Raw genomic sequence first — 15934 nt, 5'->3', positions numbered from 1 at the left:
CAACTACCCCACCCTACTTCGCTCACCCTGACGGGTTCGCTCGTTGAGGGTGGGGCTTGTCCGTGAACTCGGCCTCGAACCCGTCAGGGTGGGTGGTAAATCCGCCACTCGGCGTTCACGAGAGCAAGCTCTCGTGCAACCCATCAGGTTTCTACGAAACCTGAGGACGTCACCGTTCCAGACTTCAGGGCGAGTTGACTGTCGCCCGTCCGCCGAGACGACTGTTGGCCCCGACGGACGTACCGCATCCCAATGTTCTTCGCCGCATTGTAGTCCGCGTTTGCTTTGGCTCCACACTTCTGACAGCAGAAATCAGTGCGAGTTGGACGGTTCTCACTCGCCGTGAAGCCACACTCGGCGCACCGCTTTGACGTATACGCCGAACCCACTTGCTTTACCGTGATGCCGACAGATTCAGCTTTGTACTCCACCTGTTCGTACAGCAGTCGGAACGCCCATTTGTGCCCCCACGACGCTCCCGTTCGGTCACGGATGTCAGTCAAATCCTCGAACGCGATCACGTCACAGTCGTACCGGAGTGCTTCGTCTACGATGGCGTTGGACGCTCGGTGAAGCACGTCACGGACGTAGCGAAGTTCGCGGCCACTTGACTGTTCGAGCGTCCGGTGGGCGCTTCGTGTCCCAGTCTGTTGGAGTCCGGCGCGTACCTTCTCGAACTCACGGAGGTCGTGGGTTAGCTCCCGCCCGCTGATAAATCGGGCGGTACTGGTGACGGCAAGGTTTTCGATACCGAGGTCAACCCCGAGAACCGTTCCGTCCTCGGCGGTATTGCGCTCGGTATCGGTCTTGTGGCGGCGGAAGCCGATGTGTAAAACGTAGTCACCGTCACGAGCAGTGAGCGTGCTTTCCGTGACACTCCACTCGTCGGAATCGAGGTACTGCCGTTGGTGGCCATCGTCGGCGTCGGGCAAGACAAGGTCACACCTGACGCGGCTCTCCGTGGTGGCAAGTGACACCGTCTCGTCCTCAAATAGCGTCATAGTTCGAGTATCGTATTTCACCGTCGGCGCGGTGAATGTCGGTTTTCTGGCCGCCTTCCCATTCGAGCGACGTTCGATACAGCCGGTGATGGCCTGTGCAGCCTGGTGGGTAGCGAGAATCGCGTGCTGACTCCCGAGGTCGGTTTGTTCACGCACGGTATCGTAGGCGAGGGGCTGTACGTCGCTTTTCGCGTTGCACTTGCCCCACGCAATGTCCGTGGCGAGTTGACACCCGCGTTTCCACTCGGTGATCGTCTCTTCAAGCAGGTCGCGCTGCTCGTCAGTCACCGAAAGGCGCGTGATTGCCGTCCGACGCACGTAGTCGTCTACCACATATTCAATGTAGCTCTGAGGTTATTTACAGATGGCGAAAATTCCCAGCTATACGAACGCGCTCCTCCCCTCCCTACCGCTCGCTTTGCTCGCGCTTGAGGAAGGGGACTCCGCGCTACCGCTTAGTTGAACAAGTCGCCGACACCTTCGACGATCGTGTCCCACGCATCGACGGTTGGGATGACGCCTTCGAATATCTCGGAGACAAGCTCACGTCGGAACGACATGTCGTTGTCATCGACGAGTTCCCCTATCTGATCGCGGAGAACGACTCTCTCCCATCGTATATTCAGGCGTTTGTTGACGAACAGCTCCAACACACCGACTCCATGCTCGTGCTCTGTGGCTCGAGTGTGAGTACTATGGAGTCAGAGGTACTCGGTCACGAAAGTCCGTTGTACGGTCGTCGGACGGGCCAGATCGATCTCCAGCCGTTTTCGTTTCAACAGGCTCAGGACGTCATCACGTACGATCTTACAGACGCGATTCGGTCGTACTCGGTTACTGGGGGGACGCCGATGTACCTCACGCTCTTCGACTACGACCGGACGCTTGCCGAGAACATCCAGACGCAGCTCCTCTCATCGACAGCTGTCCTCTACAACGAGCCAGAGTTTCTGTTGCGGACCGAGCTACGAAACCCCGCTCGGTATATGAGTATCCTCGAGGCGGTTGCGCTGGGTCATACGACACCGAACGAGATTTCAGGAGCAACTGGAATCGATCCGGGACCGTTGTCGAAGTACCTCCAGACACTCCGGCGACTGCGACTCATTGACCGCGAGGTTCCAGTCACAGCGTCCAGTCAGAAGTCCAAACGGTCTCAGTATCGTGTTGCCGATGAGTTCCTGCGTTTCTGGTTCCGATATGTCGAGCCGAACCGCTCTAGTATCGAAGAAGCGCCAACCATTGTCTTCGATGGTACCATCGAGCCCGATCTTCCCACCCACGTCGCAACCACGTTCGAGGACATCTGTCAGGAGGCCGTCTGGGAGGCGATTCGACGCGGTGAATTCGACCCGTACTCCACGGTCGGGCGATGGTGGTACGGCGAAGAAGAGGTCGACATCGTTGGTCTTGCACCCGACGACGATCGAATCCTGCTTGCCGAGTGCAAGTGGACCGCTGATCCTGTCGGATACGCACTCGTCGAGAGCCTTCGGGACAAAGCTGAAAACGTTCGATGGGGGCCAGGAGATCGAGAAGAACGGTTTGCCCTCTTCTCGAGAAGCGGATTCGTTGAGGGACTCGAGGACGACCTCGACGACAATTGGTCGCTATTCAGTATCGGTGACCTAGAAATGCTATTCTTTTGATAAGTGGGCGCTGCCTTCCGGCTATGATTGACATCCTCCACACGACTGAAGTCGTGGGATTCCCGAGCGCGAGCGGGAGATTGCACGGGAAGCCGGGGATGCGATGAAATCAGAGCGCGATCTGCAGCGAGATGTACAGACGCTGCGAGAAATGAAGCAGGGGCACGAGCACTGGATTAGAGAATACGATGACGAATTTCAGCGAATTCGAAAGAGTGCACAGGAATCGAAGCGAGTGTACGATGAGTGGGTCAGGGAGTTCGAGCGCGACCCCTCGAACTTTATGGAAGAGTATCATATCCCGGATCCAACTGCGCTCGTTGCCGAGTCCCTCGAAGACGACTAGTGACCTCGATCACTATCACCGAAGCGAGCCAACCGGTGTCTCGTTCTCGTCCTCGTCTTCGCTCTCATCGTCTGAATCACGAAACCGGAAATAGAGAGCGATTGCGACGATCCAGATGCCGACGAGAACAGTAATTCCCATCGTTGCGGCGATTTCCTGCTCCGAAAATCCAGCGAGAGAAAGGACTGGATCCAATAATAGAATCCCGATAAAAAAGACGATCATTGCAACGGCCACGACAGCGAGCGGAAGAAGTCGCACAAGAAAGCCGATAACAACACGTGCAAGAATATAAATGAAAAGTGATGTTGAATACTTGATCAAATGGCAGACTTGTGTCAATACGTATATAGGATACGTATATTCATGATCTTCTGCACAAGTCCGTTCAGGAGATTTCATATCAAATATGTCACTAACAATGCGCAATAAACATCCTGGTTGTATAACTAACACCCTAACTTGTCTCGGCCAGTCAGTTGCATTGGAGTGGATCTGCAGTATGCTTATCACACTATGCTGTGTATGTGTACGTGTACATGGGGACGAAAACGATTAGTATCAAAGACGATGCGTACGAACGCCTGAAACGGCACAAGCGGGACAATGAGAGCTTTAGTGACGTCGTTATGCGATTGACGCAGGGTGAGAAAGACCCGATGGAAGCCGCCGGGAAATACCCTGGACTCGGTGACAAACGCGACGAGTTCCGCGATCGATTCGACCGCGACTCGAGAGGACGCCGTGATCTTAGACAGTAGCGCCCTCGTTGACTTCCTTGACCCCGAAACCGACCACCACGACGATATCCGGTCATATATCGAAGATCGGCCGACACAACCCTGGTTCTCGCCGACAATCGTGCTATTCGAGGTGTATCAGTATCGAGCCCGCCAAGCTGGACGTGACGGCGTCGCTGATCTCGCCGACCAACTCGACTGGATTAACCCCCTGGAGTTTACAGAAACAGCCGCTCGAGAGGCGGCGGTGATCGACGCTAAACTCATGGCTAACGAGGATCCGATCAACATGATGGACGTCTTGATTGCAGGTGTCGCTCGTAACGTCGATATGCCGCTACTTGCTCGAGACGGCGACTTCGAGAAGGTCGCTGAGCTCAACGTCGAGTATTACGCTGCCACCGACCGCGAACCGACTGACTGAATTGGGAGCACGCCTCTGGAGGCGGTGAGCAGATAGCTGATAACACCCCCGGGTTGGATCCAGGCGGAGATTGTGTCCTGGTCTGAAAAGAGAAAGTACTTAATTTTGAATTAATTCATAGGTCACTTCAACCTCTCCGGAGACGCTGATTGGACTGGGTTGGAAGTCGTGATCAGAACCGATTTCTAGTGCATCATCGACGATAGTTTGCATTCCACTGGGCTCTCGAGTTTCCACGTTGAGAACGGTTCCAACAGTAGCGTCTTCGACGCTAGCCAGCGTTTCTGACTGTTCTCGGGCTTTCTCCATAGCATTCGCGAGCGCTTGTTTTTCGAGGTCGCCTCGAGTGGAGTCTGTAATCGAGAAACCAACACTCGCGACTGAAGCCCCTGCGTCCGTGGCAATCACGACAATATCTCCTACGTGTCCGGGCTGAGTGTCCACTTGGACATCTTTGACTGCTCGGTAGTCGGAGCCAGTTTGACTGGGATCAAATTGATCTTCCCGATGTCGGACTTCAAATCCAGTAGCTCGAATTTGCTCCAGAGACAGTGAGGTCTCCGTGAGGAGCGTCTCTCGAAGCGTGGCTTCGTGATCAGCTACTGCTTGGCGCGCAGCTTCGGCAGTATCACCCTCCGCTATTATTTCTAACTTGATCCGTGTCTTGTCAGGAAGAGTGTCAGCCTGCCCTGTTGCTATGGTAGTAACCGTGTTCTCCATACTCGTCTGGTATAGACACATATTGAAATATAACACGTCACCAATACGTCTAAGTATATCTAAAGGATATACACAGTATGGGAAATCGCTTTGAAATCGACGGCGAGGAAGTTCTCGATGGCGAGGTCAAACCGTTCGGGAACAGCGCCCACGTCACCGTTCCCAAACGCTGGCGTGGAGCCGACGTGAAAGTCGTCCGAATCTCAGAACCCACAGAGGAGGAGAATGATGAGTAGTACAGCTGAGGATTCTCCGAGAACGGCCTCAATCGTTCGGACTCTCTGTAATGCTGAAAAACGCGATGTAGTGCTTCGGTTTGATGGTGCGATTAGTTCTCCGACTGAGAAGTATAATGGCCGGTCGTATCAAAGTGATACACTTCCGAAGGCGACGTTGAACGCGACGATACAACACGCCTCAGTCGAGGACGATGGGATGACTCTCATGTGCTTTGCGGGAATTGAGATGGGAGAACTCGACCGGGTTGGAATCGACCCCTCCGTCGTGTATACAGAGCCGATAGAAGGCCCACCAGAGCGATGTATGGTGGATATTAACGCATCGAGGAAGTGGTGGGACGCAGAGCCTGAAATCCCGATGGAGGAAGTCGAACAGGCGATTGAAGAAGGACGTGAGGAAGAAGTCCTTCCGCCGTGGGATGGTCTTCCGACAGTTTCGGTCAACGTCGAGAGGACGGAAGAATGTCACAAACGCTCGTATGAGTCGGATTTTCATATTCAGTATAGTTCTCCGACTCACGAGATGGGTACTCTGATCGACGTTCGTATCAAATAATTGCCTCACAGGCTCTCATCAAGACGCTGAACTTCCAACTCAACATCCAGAGTGACAACGAGAGCCTGCTGTACGACGCCTCCCTCGAAGCCCGCTCGGTGTCTACGAAGTTGTGTCTCGAGCGTATCGAGTCGGTCGCAAGCGAGGTTGAACTTCTCGCTACGCTTCTCGTATCTGCTCGAGTGCGTCTGTGAACCACTCTAGTGGCTGGGCGCCAACTAGCGTCCCGGCCGCCTCTGTTTCCGGGTCGAAGACGACGAACGTCGGTGTCCCACGGATGTCGAACGCCCTTGCCTGTTCCGCGTCGGCTTCGAACGCACCTCCAACTTGGGGGTCTCGCACTCTTGCTGTTCTTTCTCGAACGAGCAGGCCATCCCGAACAATGCGTCGTCTCGCGGGAGGGGTCACAGTGACAAGAAGAGGAGACCACCGATTACGACGGTTAAAAGATGACGAGGAAGTCGACCGACTCAGTGACGACTTCCAGTCCGCAGACACGCTGGTTGACCTTCCCGAAACGCACGCTAAAGAGTGACGACAACGGATCGCTTGAATTACAGAACGCCGAGGAGAAAGCCCATGACTTCAGTCGTGTGGAGGATGTCAATCGCATGGCGAACAGCCCGCCCGCCAGCGGACGACGAATCCGATGACTCCCAGTGTTAGCATCGTCACGATGATCTGTCCGAGACCGGCGCCTAGTCCAGCCGCGGCGCCACCGCCTGCCAGCCCAACAGCGCTAGGAGCAAGCGCTAGACAGCAGAGACTCGCCGCGCCTGCAAGGCCAAATAGCGACCGTCGTGATGCGGTCTTTGAATCCATACAGGTACTCTATGTGGATGATACGGATAGACATTGTGGACCGGAATCGAACGAACGTCGTGGCAATGTCGAGCGACGGATCATACGGAAATTGGTCTCCGCAATCATCCCCAGAATGAGGTGTTACGAGCAGACGCCGATCAACAGGGCGTCGACCTCAACGCTGGAAACTGGCACTTCCTCCGTCCGAACCGATACGAGGATGCAAAAGCGAGCATCACTGAACAGTTCGGACTGCCACTCGAGAAACAGGACGTTGACGAGTACGACAACCTCGAGTACATGTTCCCCCACTATAACTACATTTTCCTCGTCAACGAACAGGGACTCATCAAGCGAGTCTATCCGGATGGGGCGACCGTCGACCCGTCGCAGGTGGTCGACGACTTCGAAACGGTGGTAACGGCGTGAACTGCCTCTCGGGGTCAAGCCCCGAGAAACGTTTGAATCGGTGGTGTGTGGGGCCGACCAAAGAGTTGCCCGATGAGTCACAAGAGGCCTTGGTTCTCTGCATTCTGGCGAAGGGACTCTAGATCTAGTTCGCCGCTCATATGCAAATTCTCGAGTGTCGAAAGAGCCGCATCAATCGGTACATCGATCTCATATTCGTAGTAGATTCCACCACCTCTGCCTTCGTTTCGCTTTGTTCGATCGAGAATGCCAAGCATCGAGAGTTCAGCTAAGTGGTTATGGAAAGCTCTCCCACCAAGCGGATCCCGATTTGTTGCGACTGCAAGATCTTGATACTCGTGATAGAGCTGTTGCTTTTGGAACGGAACTTGAGAATGATCTGCTTCGTAGGACCGCTAGACGACACTTGATTTCGGCGTTTTCACTCACTCTGCCATCCGGTGGAAACCGATACACAGCGGTCGGTTCTACGGATATCTTACCGTTCGACGAAGATTGTAGACGGCACACTTCAGCACCATCTCTCGGAATTCGAGCTGCCAGCTTCGCGCACGCACGGCGGAGCCGAGCGTGCGCTTGATCGACGAGAAAACAGTCTCAACCATCCAGCGTCGGTTGTACCAGCGGCTACTCATTCGGGCGTTGTGTGCTCGATCAAGCGAGGAGTAGATCCGATGCTTGATCAGCGGACGAATGCCGTTGGCACGAAGTTCGTCGCGGAACGGTTTACCATCGTAGCCACGGTCAGCAGCCAGTGACCGCAGGTCCGCGGCGTTGCGCCGCGCGACCTGCGGCCCGATCTTCGCGTCGTGTTTCTTCGTCGTGGTGCAGTGAACGTCGAAGACGTACAGTGTTTTCACGTCTACGAGCGCGGTGACTTTGAGCGAGCGAACGCGGTAGTGCGCTCGCTGTGCATAGTGACGCGATGGCTGATCACGGTCGAAGCCGGTTGAATCGATCCCTGCGTGGCCAGTGCGTTTCTCGGCTGACTCGCCGAGAAACGCACGGTAGGTCTCCATTGAGATGGTCTCGAACCAGTCACGAAGCACCGTGAAGTGTGGGGGTCGCGTGAGCCCGATTTCCTCGAGAATGCCGGGCATTTCGCTGAGGAGATCGATTGTCTGGCGGTAGGACTTTCCAAGTTCGATGCGGAGTGCCTGAAGTGTCAGCATTGCCCACTCGGCGAACCCGCCACCCCCTTCGGGGTCGGCGGGTTCGTCGGGGTCAGCGACAACTGCTTTAGCTTTCGTCACCGAATTACGAGTGAAGAGACGGAATTCCGAAGTCACAACACTCCGTCTCTTCGCTTTCTACCGAGATATCACAGTCGTAGCGACGCTGTCTAGTGATCCTACAGAGCAGAATGATCAGCAACTGTTGAGGTGACCACAGCTAAGAGCGTGAGGTGTCCGTGAGAGGTCAACTCCTTCATGCTCTCTTCGATTCGTTGCTTTTCCAGCAGTTGTTTTGCCTCACGGACGTGGTCCTCAGTGACAACTGGATCGTTCCGCCGACGAGCTAGATCGCCAGCCTCGAGAAGCAGATCGAGTCCCTGGCGGGCACTGCCCTTGTCCTGTGCTGCGAATGCCGCACACAGCGGGACGACGTCGCCCTCGAGAATCTCGTCTTTAAACGCTAACACAGCTCGCTTTTCAAGGATATTCTGGAGTTCGTTTGCATCGTATGGTGGGAAGTGGAGTTCGCGCTCACAGAGGGTGTCTTCGACTCGTGGATCGAGCTTCTCCCGATATTTGAAGTCGTTACTGATCCCGATGATGCCGATACGAGCCTGTTCGATTTTTTCGTTGCTGCGTGCACGCGGAAGCTGATAGAGAATCGAGTCGTCATCACCAATGTAGTCTACTTCGTCTAAGACAATCAATACCGTTCCACCGATCCGATCGAGTTCTGTCCAGAGCTTTTCATAGACGGCATTCAGTGGGTAGCCGGTGCGGCTGATTTGTTTGGATGGATCACGGAACGAATTGACGAGTTCCACGGCAACCCGATAACTACTGGTCAAATCTTCACAATTGAGATAGACAGTCGTGACCGTGAGATCATCGTACTGTTTGGCATCCTCCTCGAGATGGTGAAGAAGATACTTCGTGGCGGCTGTTTTCCCTACACCCGTCTTTCCATAGAGGAAGATATTTCGAGGCTGTGAGCCGTTGATAACGGGTTGAAGATACGCTGTATACTGCTTGAGCATTGATCTTTAGCTAAACCTCAGCGGTCGGTTGGATGGTGGTAGCGAGTTGTTCTTGGAGGATTGGTCGTTGCTTGTGGATCTTCTGAGCGTCTTCGATCAGTCGTTGTAGCAGTGGCGGCGGTGAGTAGGCGAGATATTCTCTCAGTTCACGGAGGATGAGCTGGGCGTGCGACCGAAAGGTCGCCGCCCAGCGTTCCGGCGGGAACACGATCCCATCATCAGCGTGCTCGATGACCAGCCCGAGCAAATCACGACTCACGACCAATGATAACAACGCTGCGTACAGCAGAATCTCTACGATATGCTTCTTCGTTGTGTCGAACTTGTCTAGCTCGTACTGAGTCTTGAGTTCTCGAAACAACAGCTCTACTTCCCATCTACATCGGTAGATCGTCGCTAGATCGGCCGGGAGAAACTCTTCCCGAGACAGGTTCGTGATGTACAGATGATAGTCGTCGTCGTCCTCGTTGCGGACGCCGACGACGCGGAACCGTTTCGTATCATGTGACTGCGTGCCCGCGTACTCTCGCCGGTCGAACTCGACCTCGACTTCCACGTCGATGTATTTGCGGGAAAGGTCGTCGACGATGTCAAAGATTTTCTCGCCTTCCAAGGGAATGGCGCGGCCGCGCCATTCCCGTAATTCCTCGGTTACAACCGGGTTTGCGCTCTTTTTCAGCCGGCTAACAAAGTAGCCGTCGTTCTCGTCGATCAACGCGAACCGCCGGTACTTGAAGTAGGCGAGATCGAAGATCGCTAATCGTTCTTCCAGCCACGAACCTGTGTTGAACAACGTGCTGTCATGCGTTTTCTCGTCTGTGACGCTGAAGTGTTCGACCGTCTGATCAGTGACGTTGTGGAGCAGGTGGAGCTTCGCTCCAGCCTGCTCCTCGTGACGTGCTTTGTACTCTTCAGAGAGCAACTCGTGCAACCGCAGGACGGTTCCATCAGCGATCATCACGTCCCGAAAGCGGTCGAACTCATCAGAGACGGTGTGAGGCACAGCGACCTCGTCGAACCCGTATTCGACGAGGTCGCGGAGGTACTCTGCGAGTGTCGGAGTCAACCGCTGATAGAAACCACCCGGAGAGATCGACTCGTCAGCAGTGGAGTTGTAGGTTCGTCTGAAGGCTGCAAGCGTTCGGCTTTCGCCTGCGGCGAAGCCGAACGCAAACGACCAGACAAGTGGCGGGAGCTGAAGCTTCCCCTCGCGCTCGACCACGCCGACACCTTCGGCGTGGTCTTCGAGTGCTTCAGAAGGAAGGAGGTTAGTGAGACGACGTTCAATATGACGTGAGGAGGGTTCTGTGTGCACAGCTGAATCCTCCTCATTCCTTCCGAAAAGTTGTCCCGATAAGCCGCCGCAGTCATGCGATTCTTCGCTTAGCTAAAGACGGATGACTGCTTGAGTTCATCGTCTCGTTCCTCGAGCGATTCAGGCTGATAGTCGTCATGAAGGACGTTTTCATCCTCAAAGATAGCTTCAGATCGCTCGAATAGTGTCATGAGTTGTTAACTCTCTAACTCTCCAATAAAACCACCGGTGCGAACGTTACGAACGATTCGTTCGTTTCGATCGATAGTAGAGGAGAGAGACACCACTGATTCAATCGTTTTATCGTGAGAGAGTACCTCGAAGCTGGGATTTCATCAGATAAGGGTCTAGTGACTGGGATAAATTTATTATGAGGTGGAGACAACCAAATCCGCACTGCTAGTGCTCTAGAAACGTTTGAATGGGTGGTGTGTTCGATCTAATATCCGTTTCTGAAGAAGAGTTTTGATGAAAAACGCAGCGAGAGACCATTTATCTCCTCTAAACGTTTGAACAGATGGTGGGTATCGGACTGACACCCAGAAGACATTCCCGGTGAAAACGTTTGAACGGGTGGTGTCTCTCTGTGTCTCTTGCTTCCGACGGTGTCCGATACAGTGAGAGCACTGACAGCTGTCATCACTAAACTCGAACTGAGTGAACAACCACGGTGAGATCAAACCTATATCGTCGACGTCAAGCTCCAATACGTGTAGGCCGTATACTCGCTAGGCTAGTCGTCAGACTCGGCAAGCCACTGCAACGCATCGACGAGGACTTGATTCGCTGTCTCGACAGTGGTCCGCTGTGAGAGTGTGTTCGGCCCGTCCATCGGTCCCTCGAGAACGCGCCAAACACCGCCGTCCTGTGCGGCGACGAGTATCCGCTTGCGGTCGTGGTCGTCGACAGCGATCATGTCGTCGTCAAAATCAAATTTGATGTTGACCACAAGTTAGTATTCTATTATTTTGATCTTGAATGCATCGATGACAGTCCCTACTCGCTATCCGACTTCAACCCCGCCCACGGTGGGGTGGGGATCCGCCTCGCTACCTAGTTTGAACAGTCGCTGCTGTTCCGCAAACGGCCTCGAGTCGGCCGTTGTGCTGTGATTCTCGCTCACACGCGCCTCTACGATCGCACATTCAGCAATCGACTGCAAAAACACATGAGTGAACGACACTTCCCGACGGATCACTCGAGAATGTCGAACACATCGACTGCCTTGTACTCTTTCCCACGCTGCTTTCCCGTCACTTCCTCAATGAGGCCGTCCTCTTCGAGATTGCCGACGATCTTATACGCGGTCCGCCGCGAGACATCGAGATACTCCAGAAGATCTGGGGCTCTAAAATAGGGATACTGGAGCAACTGTCGGGCGAATTTGTCCGTGTTTGTAGTGCCTGAATACTCCGTCTCATATCGCTCTTGGAGTTCACGAAGTTGATGGGTCCGACCGTACGACTTCTCGGCTTGACTTCGAAGCCCCTCGAGGAAAAACATGAGCCATTCTTCCCACTCCCCTTCCTCACTCACTGCACGCATCCGTTCGACGTACTCAACTTTGTGACGATTGAAGTACGCACTCGGATAGATGTATGGACTCTCGAGATATCCCTCACTCGCTAAGTAGAGGATTATTAAGAGTCGACCAAGCCGACCATTTCCGTCCGAAAATGGATGGACTGTCTCGAAGAAGTAGTGGATTATCGCGGCGTCAATGAGCGGATGGTACTGTCCACCCATCTGGATGTACGACTCGAGTGACTGCATGAGTCCAGCGAGCGCTTCCGGAGTTGGTGGGACGAATGGACGTTTCCCAGACCGTGGACTCGCTAGATGAACCATGTGGTCGCGAAAGTCACCAATGACCTCACCATCGTTACGGACGTCCTCGAGCAGTATCGAATGAAGATCCTTGATGAGCGAGAGTGTTATCCACTCCCCGCCCTCAATTCGGTCAAGCCCGTAGGTTAGCGCGTTCTCGTAATTGAGAGCCTCTCTCAGGTCTTTCTCAACTGTTGTGTCTGTCTCACCATCGGTGTGTTGTGTGTGATACGCCTCGAGGTCTTGGTACGCCACATCTGCTCCTTCGATACGTGCAGATTCGACAGCCTCGATGCGAATCAGGGAGGTGTAAAGGACTGCGGAGAAGTCAACTGTCGAGCTAATCCCGTCAATACGACCAATCTGGTATGCGGCATCAGCCACGAGGTCATATGTCTGGTCGGAGATCTCGAGCTTCGGCTCTATCGGGAGCGCCTCCGGTGAATAGTATGGGTTTGGATGGTAGGCTACGTATTTTCCAGGGGCGCGATCCGGAAGCTCTCTCGTTGGCATTTCGGTGGTAGTAAACTCCACCTCCATTGGTATAGGTGTTTTTATAGTCGGTATACGGAGAGTCCAGAATGAATCCCTGTTGTGAAAACGGGCGCCGATAGTATACGCACAAACTTCGATACGCTCCTTTTGTGTAGTCCATATATAAGTGAGTATACGGAATCAGTCTCGTTGACATCCTCCCGCGCCTGAACAGTAGTTGCCGAACCAGATTCTTGGCAGGTCAAAAATGCTGGACTGAGACCGGAATCACGGATACTGTTAAGCGGATCACTGCCGAAATGACCATACAGAACTGCGATGGCTGGTATCACAGATCCACGACCACCACTTCCGGAGTGGATTCTCGAGTGCTACGACCTCCTGTGCTCTCATGCAGACCAGCTAGACAATGGAAAAGCTGCTGTTCGAGTGATCGAGCACGACGATGCTACCGACGTGCTGCTCTCTGATTCGGAGTTAGCACTCGAGCAACGGGACGTCGAGTACGCACTGACGCGACTCCTCGAGCGAGGCTACTTTTACGAAGTCGAAGACGAACTTCGGGTTACATCCCCAGAAGAGCCGTGCTAGACTCTGCGAAAAACTGCTCTACCAGTAGTTGGCAATACAGTTTCTTCATCCCATTACAGAACTCTTCGACCTGACGAGACAATCCAGAATGTGAAGGGTTCTGAGCCAGCCAAGTTCGGGACGGTGACACGTGTATGATTTACTGACTTCGATCCTGAGAAACTGGATCCACTCTCAAGAATTAGAGCTATTTAAACACATATTCATTCTACTGTGGCACACTTATCAAAAGACATGATTATAGGGTAGATTTATATGTTACCCGTAGTAAGCGTGTGGTATGGTACAACGCGACACTGTCGGCGATACTGATAGTAGTTCCGAAGGAAAACCACGCTCGTCCATCACTGGAAGTCGTCGAAATTTCCTCCGAACAACCGGAGTGGGTATGACGGCTGCCGCACTCGCCGGCTGCCTCGGTGATGACGAAGTGGAGACGATAACCGTTGACGGAGAAGAACTCGCAGCAGAAATCACGATCATGGCCTGGGGCGGCTCTGCTCAGGACGCGATGGAAGATTTCTACGCGGAACCGTTCGAAGAAGAGACCGGAGTAACCGTGAACGTCGTAGGCGCTTCAAGCGGTCACGAAATGGTCTCTCGAATTCAGGGCGGTGCGGAAGACGTCCACATCATTAATCCGGAAGAGATTGACGTCTACGAGGCAATCGAGAACGGCCACATCCATCCGATCCGGACAGAAAACCTGTCCAACTACGACAAGATACAGGACGAACTAGTTCCCGAAGAAGCGATTTACGACCCCGGAGAAGACGTCCATCATATTCCTCACATCTACGGCGGAACTGGCATCACATACAACCACGAGGAAGTCGAGGAACCCGACTCGTGGATGGATATCATGACCGATGAGTTGCAAGGCTCCTTAATCCACTTCGATTACCCGAACTACATCGTCGGTCAGGCGGCGATCGCTCTCGGAATGGACATGAACGAAGCCGTTCAGGACGAAGCGATGATGGACGAAGTCTGGGACTTCGTCGAAGAACGGAACGAGCACGTCGCCGAATGGAGCAATTCGGGCTCTTCGACGATGGAAGCGTTTACCAGTGAATCAGCACTCGCCGGCTCCCTCTGGGTCGGCCGTCAAACGGCAATCGAACGTGACGGTGTCCCTGTCTCCTACACAGTTCCCGAAGAGGGTGCGTACTTCTGGGTAAACGTCTTAAATATCCCGTCGTACGTCGAAGACCCGCACCGGATTACCGCCGAGAAGTTCATCGACTACCTCATCTCCGAAGAACCAACGGCAGAGTACGTGCAAGATCAAGTTTACGCACCATCGATCGAGTACACTGAGACAGAGCCACCCGAAATCATTGAAGAGAACCCAGATGTGGCGAATCTCGACCTCCTCACCCAGATGGACCCTGCGCTCTATCAGGAGTATGTCGATGACTGGCAAGAACGGTTCGAAGAAATCGTTCGCGGATAACTGCGCAATTACATCTAGCAAATTCATATAACAATGTCAAATGCTACAGATACTATCGTAAACTTAGAAAACGTTGTCAAGAAGTTTGGAGACGTAACAGCAGTCAACGATCTCTCCGTCGACATTCGAGAAGGAGAGTTCTTCTCTCTGTTAGGACCAAGTGGGTGTGGGAAAACGACAACGCTGCGAATGATCGCCGGGTTTGAAACGGCAACTTCGGGAGCAGTCCGTATCCGCGACCGAGAGATGAGTGGCGTGCCTCCGTACGACCGGAACGCGGGGATGGTATTTCAAGGATACGCGCTGTTCCCACACAAGACCGTTGGCGAAAACGTCGGGTTCGGACTCAAAATGGAAGGTGTCCCGAAAGAGGAGCGAGAGAAAAAAGTAAAGGAAACTCTCGAACTCGTGGACCTTCCGGGTCTGGAAGACCGGTCACCGAATGAACTCTCCGGCGGGCAGCAACAGCGTGTTGCGCTCGCACGGGCACTCGCTATCGAACCGTCGCTCCTCCTGCTCGACGAGCCACTCTCGAACCTCGATTATAAACTCCGCAGAGAACTCCGCTTCCAACTCAAACGCATTCAGGAGGAAGTCGGTGTCACAACCATCTACGTCACGCACAATCAGGAAGAAGCAATGGCGATGAGCGACAGAATCCTCATCCTGAACGACGGGCAGCGCGAGCAACTCGGCACGCCAGAAGAAATCTACAACAAGCCCAAAACACGGTTCGTCGCCGACTTCATCGGCGAAGCAAACTTGTTCGACGGAACGGTCACACAATACCAGAACGGAAACGCCGAGATTGAACTCAGCACGGAGACAAACCGATCCCTCACCGTTCCCGCAAATGGTGCTGTCGAAGAGGGACAACCAGTGACGATTAACGTCCGCCCGGAGCGAATCACCGCAACCGACGACGAAGGAATGCTCACCGGCGAAATCGTCTCGAGGACTTACCTCGGGAAAAGTACACGGTTGCTGGTCAGTGTGGACGGATCCGAAGTTGAAGCTGAAATCCCGAGCGACCAGCTAGCCGGTATCTCTCACGACCTCTCGATCGGCACCACCGTCAATCTCGCCTGGCAGCCAGAAGCGTGCGTCATCGTAGGGGAGGTTAACTGAGG

General features: G+C 53.9%; 18 protein-coding genes and 5 pseudogenes. 11 read left to right on the top strand and 12 right to left on the bottom strand.

Features of this window, described 5'->3' with window-relative positions:
- Positions 1-22 precede the first annotated feature (22 nt).
- Positions 23-1334: pseudogene (locus tag DV706_RS18230) on the bottom strand (RNA-guided endonuclease InsQ/TnpB family protein).
- A gap of 113 nt (positions 1335-1447) precedes the next feature.
- On the opposite strand from DV706_RS18230, the pseudogene DV706_RS18225 reads away from it, so the two are divergent.
- Positions 1448-2650: pseudogene (locus tag DV706_RS18225) on the top strand (ATP-binding protein); the annotation flags it as partial.
- Positions 2651-2801: 151 nt separating this feature from the next.
- Positions 2802-2996: a hypothetical protein gene (locus DV706_RS18220; protein WP_136350962.1), complete on the top strand. Its 195-nt coding sequence runs from the start codon at positions 2802-2804 to the stop codon at positions 2994-2996.
- 15 nt (positions 2997-3011) lie between these two features.
- On the opposite strand, the gene DV706_RS18215 is transcribed toward DV706_RS18220, so the two are convergent.
- The gene (locus DV706_RS18215) at positions 3012-3257 is read right to left on the bottom strand and encodes a hypothetical protein (protein WP_006067174.1); all 246 of its coding nucleotides are present in this window, start codon (positions 3255-3257) and stop codon (positions 3012-3014) included.
- Positions 3258-3535: 278 nt separating this feature from the next.
- On the opposite strand from DV706_RS18215, the gene DV706_RS18210 reads away from it, so the two are divergent.
- Together DV706_RS18210 and DV706_RS18205 are read left to right on the top strand one after the other, a co-directional pair.
- Positions 3536-3757, top strand: coding sequence for an antitoxin VapB family protein (locus tag DV706_RS18210; protein WP_006067173.1), 222 nt, complete (start codon positions 3536-3538; stop codon positions 3755-3757).
- Positions 3741-4160 carry a PIN domain-containing protein gene (locus DV706_RS18205; protein WP_006067172.1) on the top strand — a complete coding sequence of 140 codons (420 nt, stop codon included), beginning with the start codon at positions 3741-3743 and terminating at the stop codon, positions 4158-4160. Before DV706_RS18210 ends, DV706_RS18205 begins: the two co-directional genes overlap by 17 nt.
- Before the next feature lie 99 nt (positions 4161-4259).
- Here DV706_RS18205 and DV706_RS18200 read toward each other — a convergent pair whose 3' ends face one another.
- On the bottom strand, positions 4260-4880 hold the full coding sequence (locus tag DV706_RS18200) for an SIMPL domain-containing protein (protein WP_006067171.1): 621 nt from the start codon (positions 4878-4880) through the stop codon (positions 4260-4262).
- A 77-nt stretch (positions 4881-4957) separates the two neighbouring features.
- On the opposite strand from DV706_RS18200, the gene DV706_RS18195 reads away from it, so the two are divergent.
- Both DV706_RS18195 and DV706_RS18190 read left to right on the top strand, forming a co-directional pair.
- On the top strand, positions 4958-5116 hold the full coding sequence (locus DV706_RS18195) for a DUF2080 family transposase-associated protein (protein WP_006067170.1): 159 nt from the start codon (positions 4958-4960) through the stop codon (positions 5114-5116).
- Positions 5109-5675 (top strand): hypothetical protein, encoded by a 567-nt coding sequence (locus tag DV706_RS18190; protein WP_136350960.1) that lies wholly within the window; start codon positions 5109-5111, stop codon positions 5673-5675. The genes DV706_RS18195 and DV706_RS18190 overlap by 8 nt, the downstream gene beginning before the upstream one ends.
- Positions 5676-5834: 159 nt before the next feature.
- On the opposite strand, the gene DV706_RS18185 is transcribed toward DV706_RS18190, so the two are convergent.
- Complete coding sequence (locus tag DV706_RS18185) at positions 5835-6017, bottom strand: thioredoxin domain-containing protein (protein ID WP_006067168.1); 183 nt, start codon at positions 6015-6017, stop codon at positions 5835-5837.
- Between the two features lie 67 nt (positions 6018-6084).
- On the opposite strand from DV706_RS18185, the gene DV706_RS22360 reads away from it, so the two are divergent.
- Entirely contained in the window at positions 6085-6210 is a 126-nt protein-coding gene (locus tag DV706_RS22360) for a hypothetical protein (protein ID WP_275040556.1), read from the top strand.
- 68 nt (positions 6211-6278) lie between these two features.
- Here DV706_RS22360 and DV706_RS18175 read toward each other — a convergent pair whose 3' ends face one another.
- Complete coding sequence (locus DV706_RS18175; RefSeq protein ID WP_083902067.1) at positions 6279-6497, bottom strand: hypothetical protein; 219 nt, start codon at positions 6495-6497, stop codon at positions 6279-6281.
- A 117-nt stretch (positions 6498-6614) separates the two neighbouring features.
- Here DV706_RS18175 and DV706_RS18170 point away from each other — a divergent pair.
- Positions 6615-6908, top strand: a pseudogene (locus DV706_RS18170) (SCO family protein); the annotation flags it as partial.
- A 77-nt stretch (positions 6909-6985) separates the two neighbouring features.
- Here DV706_RS18170 and DV706_RS18165 read toward each other — a convergent pair.
- The 7 genes and pseudogenes from DV706_RS18165 to DV706_RS18135 all read right to left on the bottom strand — a co-directional run.
- A pseudogene (locus DV706_RS18165) lies at positions 6986-7279 on the bottom strand (cell division control protein Cdc6); the annotation flags it as partial.
- Positions 7280-7375: 96 nt separating this feature from the next.
- The gene (locus DV706_RS18160) at positions 7376-8197 is read right to left on the bottom strand and encodes an IS5 family transposase (RefSeq protein ID WP_136350959.1); all 822 of its coding nucleotides are present in this window, start codon (positions 8195-8197) and stop codon (positions 7376-7378) included.
- Between the two features lie 68 nt (positions 8198-8265).
- Positions 8266-9120 (bottom strand): annotated as a pseudogene (locus DV706_RS18155) (orc1/cdc6 family replication initiation protein); the annotation flags it as partial.
- A 10-nt stretch (positions 9121-9130) separates the two neighbouring features.
- A complete protein-coding gene (locus tag DV706_RS18150; protein ID WP_083902013.1) occupies positions 9131-10435 on the bottom strand; it encodes an IS4 family transposase in 1305 nt (434 codons plus the stop codon).
- A gap of 68 nt (positions 10436-10503) precedes the next feature.
- Positions 10504-10626 carry a hypothetical protein gene (locus DV706_RS22355; RefSeq protein ID WP_006065972.1) on the bottom strand — a complete coding sequence of 41 codons (123 nt, stop codon included), beginning with the start codon at positions 10624-10626 and terminating at the stop codon, positions 10504-10506.
- Positions 10627-11168: 542 nt separating this feature from the next.
- Positions 11169-11384 carry a hypothetical protein gene (locus DV706_RS18145; protein WP_006065971.1) on the bottom strand — a complete coding sequence of 72 codons (216 nt, stop codon included), beginning with the start codon at positions 11382-11384 and terminating at the stop codon, positions 11169-11171.
- 245 nt (positions 11385-11629) lie between these two features.
- On the bottom strand, positions 11630-12775 hold the full coding sequence (locus DV706_RS18135; RefSeq protein WP_049889773.1) for a Fic family protein: 1146 nt from the start codon (positions 12773-12775) through the stop codon (positions 11630-11632).
- Positions 12776-13075: 300 nt separating this feature from the next.
- Between DV706_RS18135 and DV706_RS18130 the strand changes: the two genes are divergently transcribed.
- The 3 genes from DV706_RS18130 to DV706_RS18120 all read left to right on the top strand — a co-directional run bounded on the left by DV706_RS18130 (position 13076) and on the right by DV706_RS18120 (position 15932).
- Positions 13076-13348 carry a hypothetical protein gene (locus tag DV706_RS18130; RefSeq protein ID WP_006065968.1) on the top strand — a complete coding sequence of 91 codons (273 nt, stop codon included), beginning with the start codon at positions 13076-13078 and terminating at the stop codon, positions 13346-13348.
- A 388-nt stretch (positions 13349-13736) separates the two neighbouring features.
- Positions 13737-14804: an ABC transporter substrate-binding protein gene (locus DV706_RS18125; RefSeq protein ID WP_006065967.1), complete on the top strand. Its 1068-nt coding sequence runs from the start codon at positions 13737-13739 to the stop codon at positions 14802-14804.
- Positions 14805-14837: 33 nt separating this feature from the next.
- Complete coding sequence (locus DV706_RS18120; protein WP_049889772.1) at positions 14838-15932, top strand: ABC transporter ATP-binding protein; 1095 nt, start codon at positions 14838-14840, stop codon at positions 15930-15932.
- The last annotated feature ends 2 nt before the right edge of the window (positions 15933-15934 follow it).

The sequence above is a fragment of the Natronorubrum bangense genome, assembly GCF_004799645.1.
GTDB lineage: Archaea > Halobacteriota > Halobacteria > Halobacteriales > Natrialbaceae > Natronorubrum > Natronorubrum bangense.
Note: the sequence above shows the minus strand (reverse complement) of the source record. Positions and strands in the feature narration are given on the sequence as shown.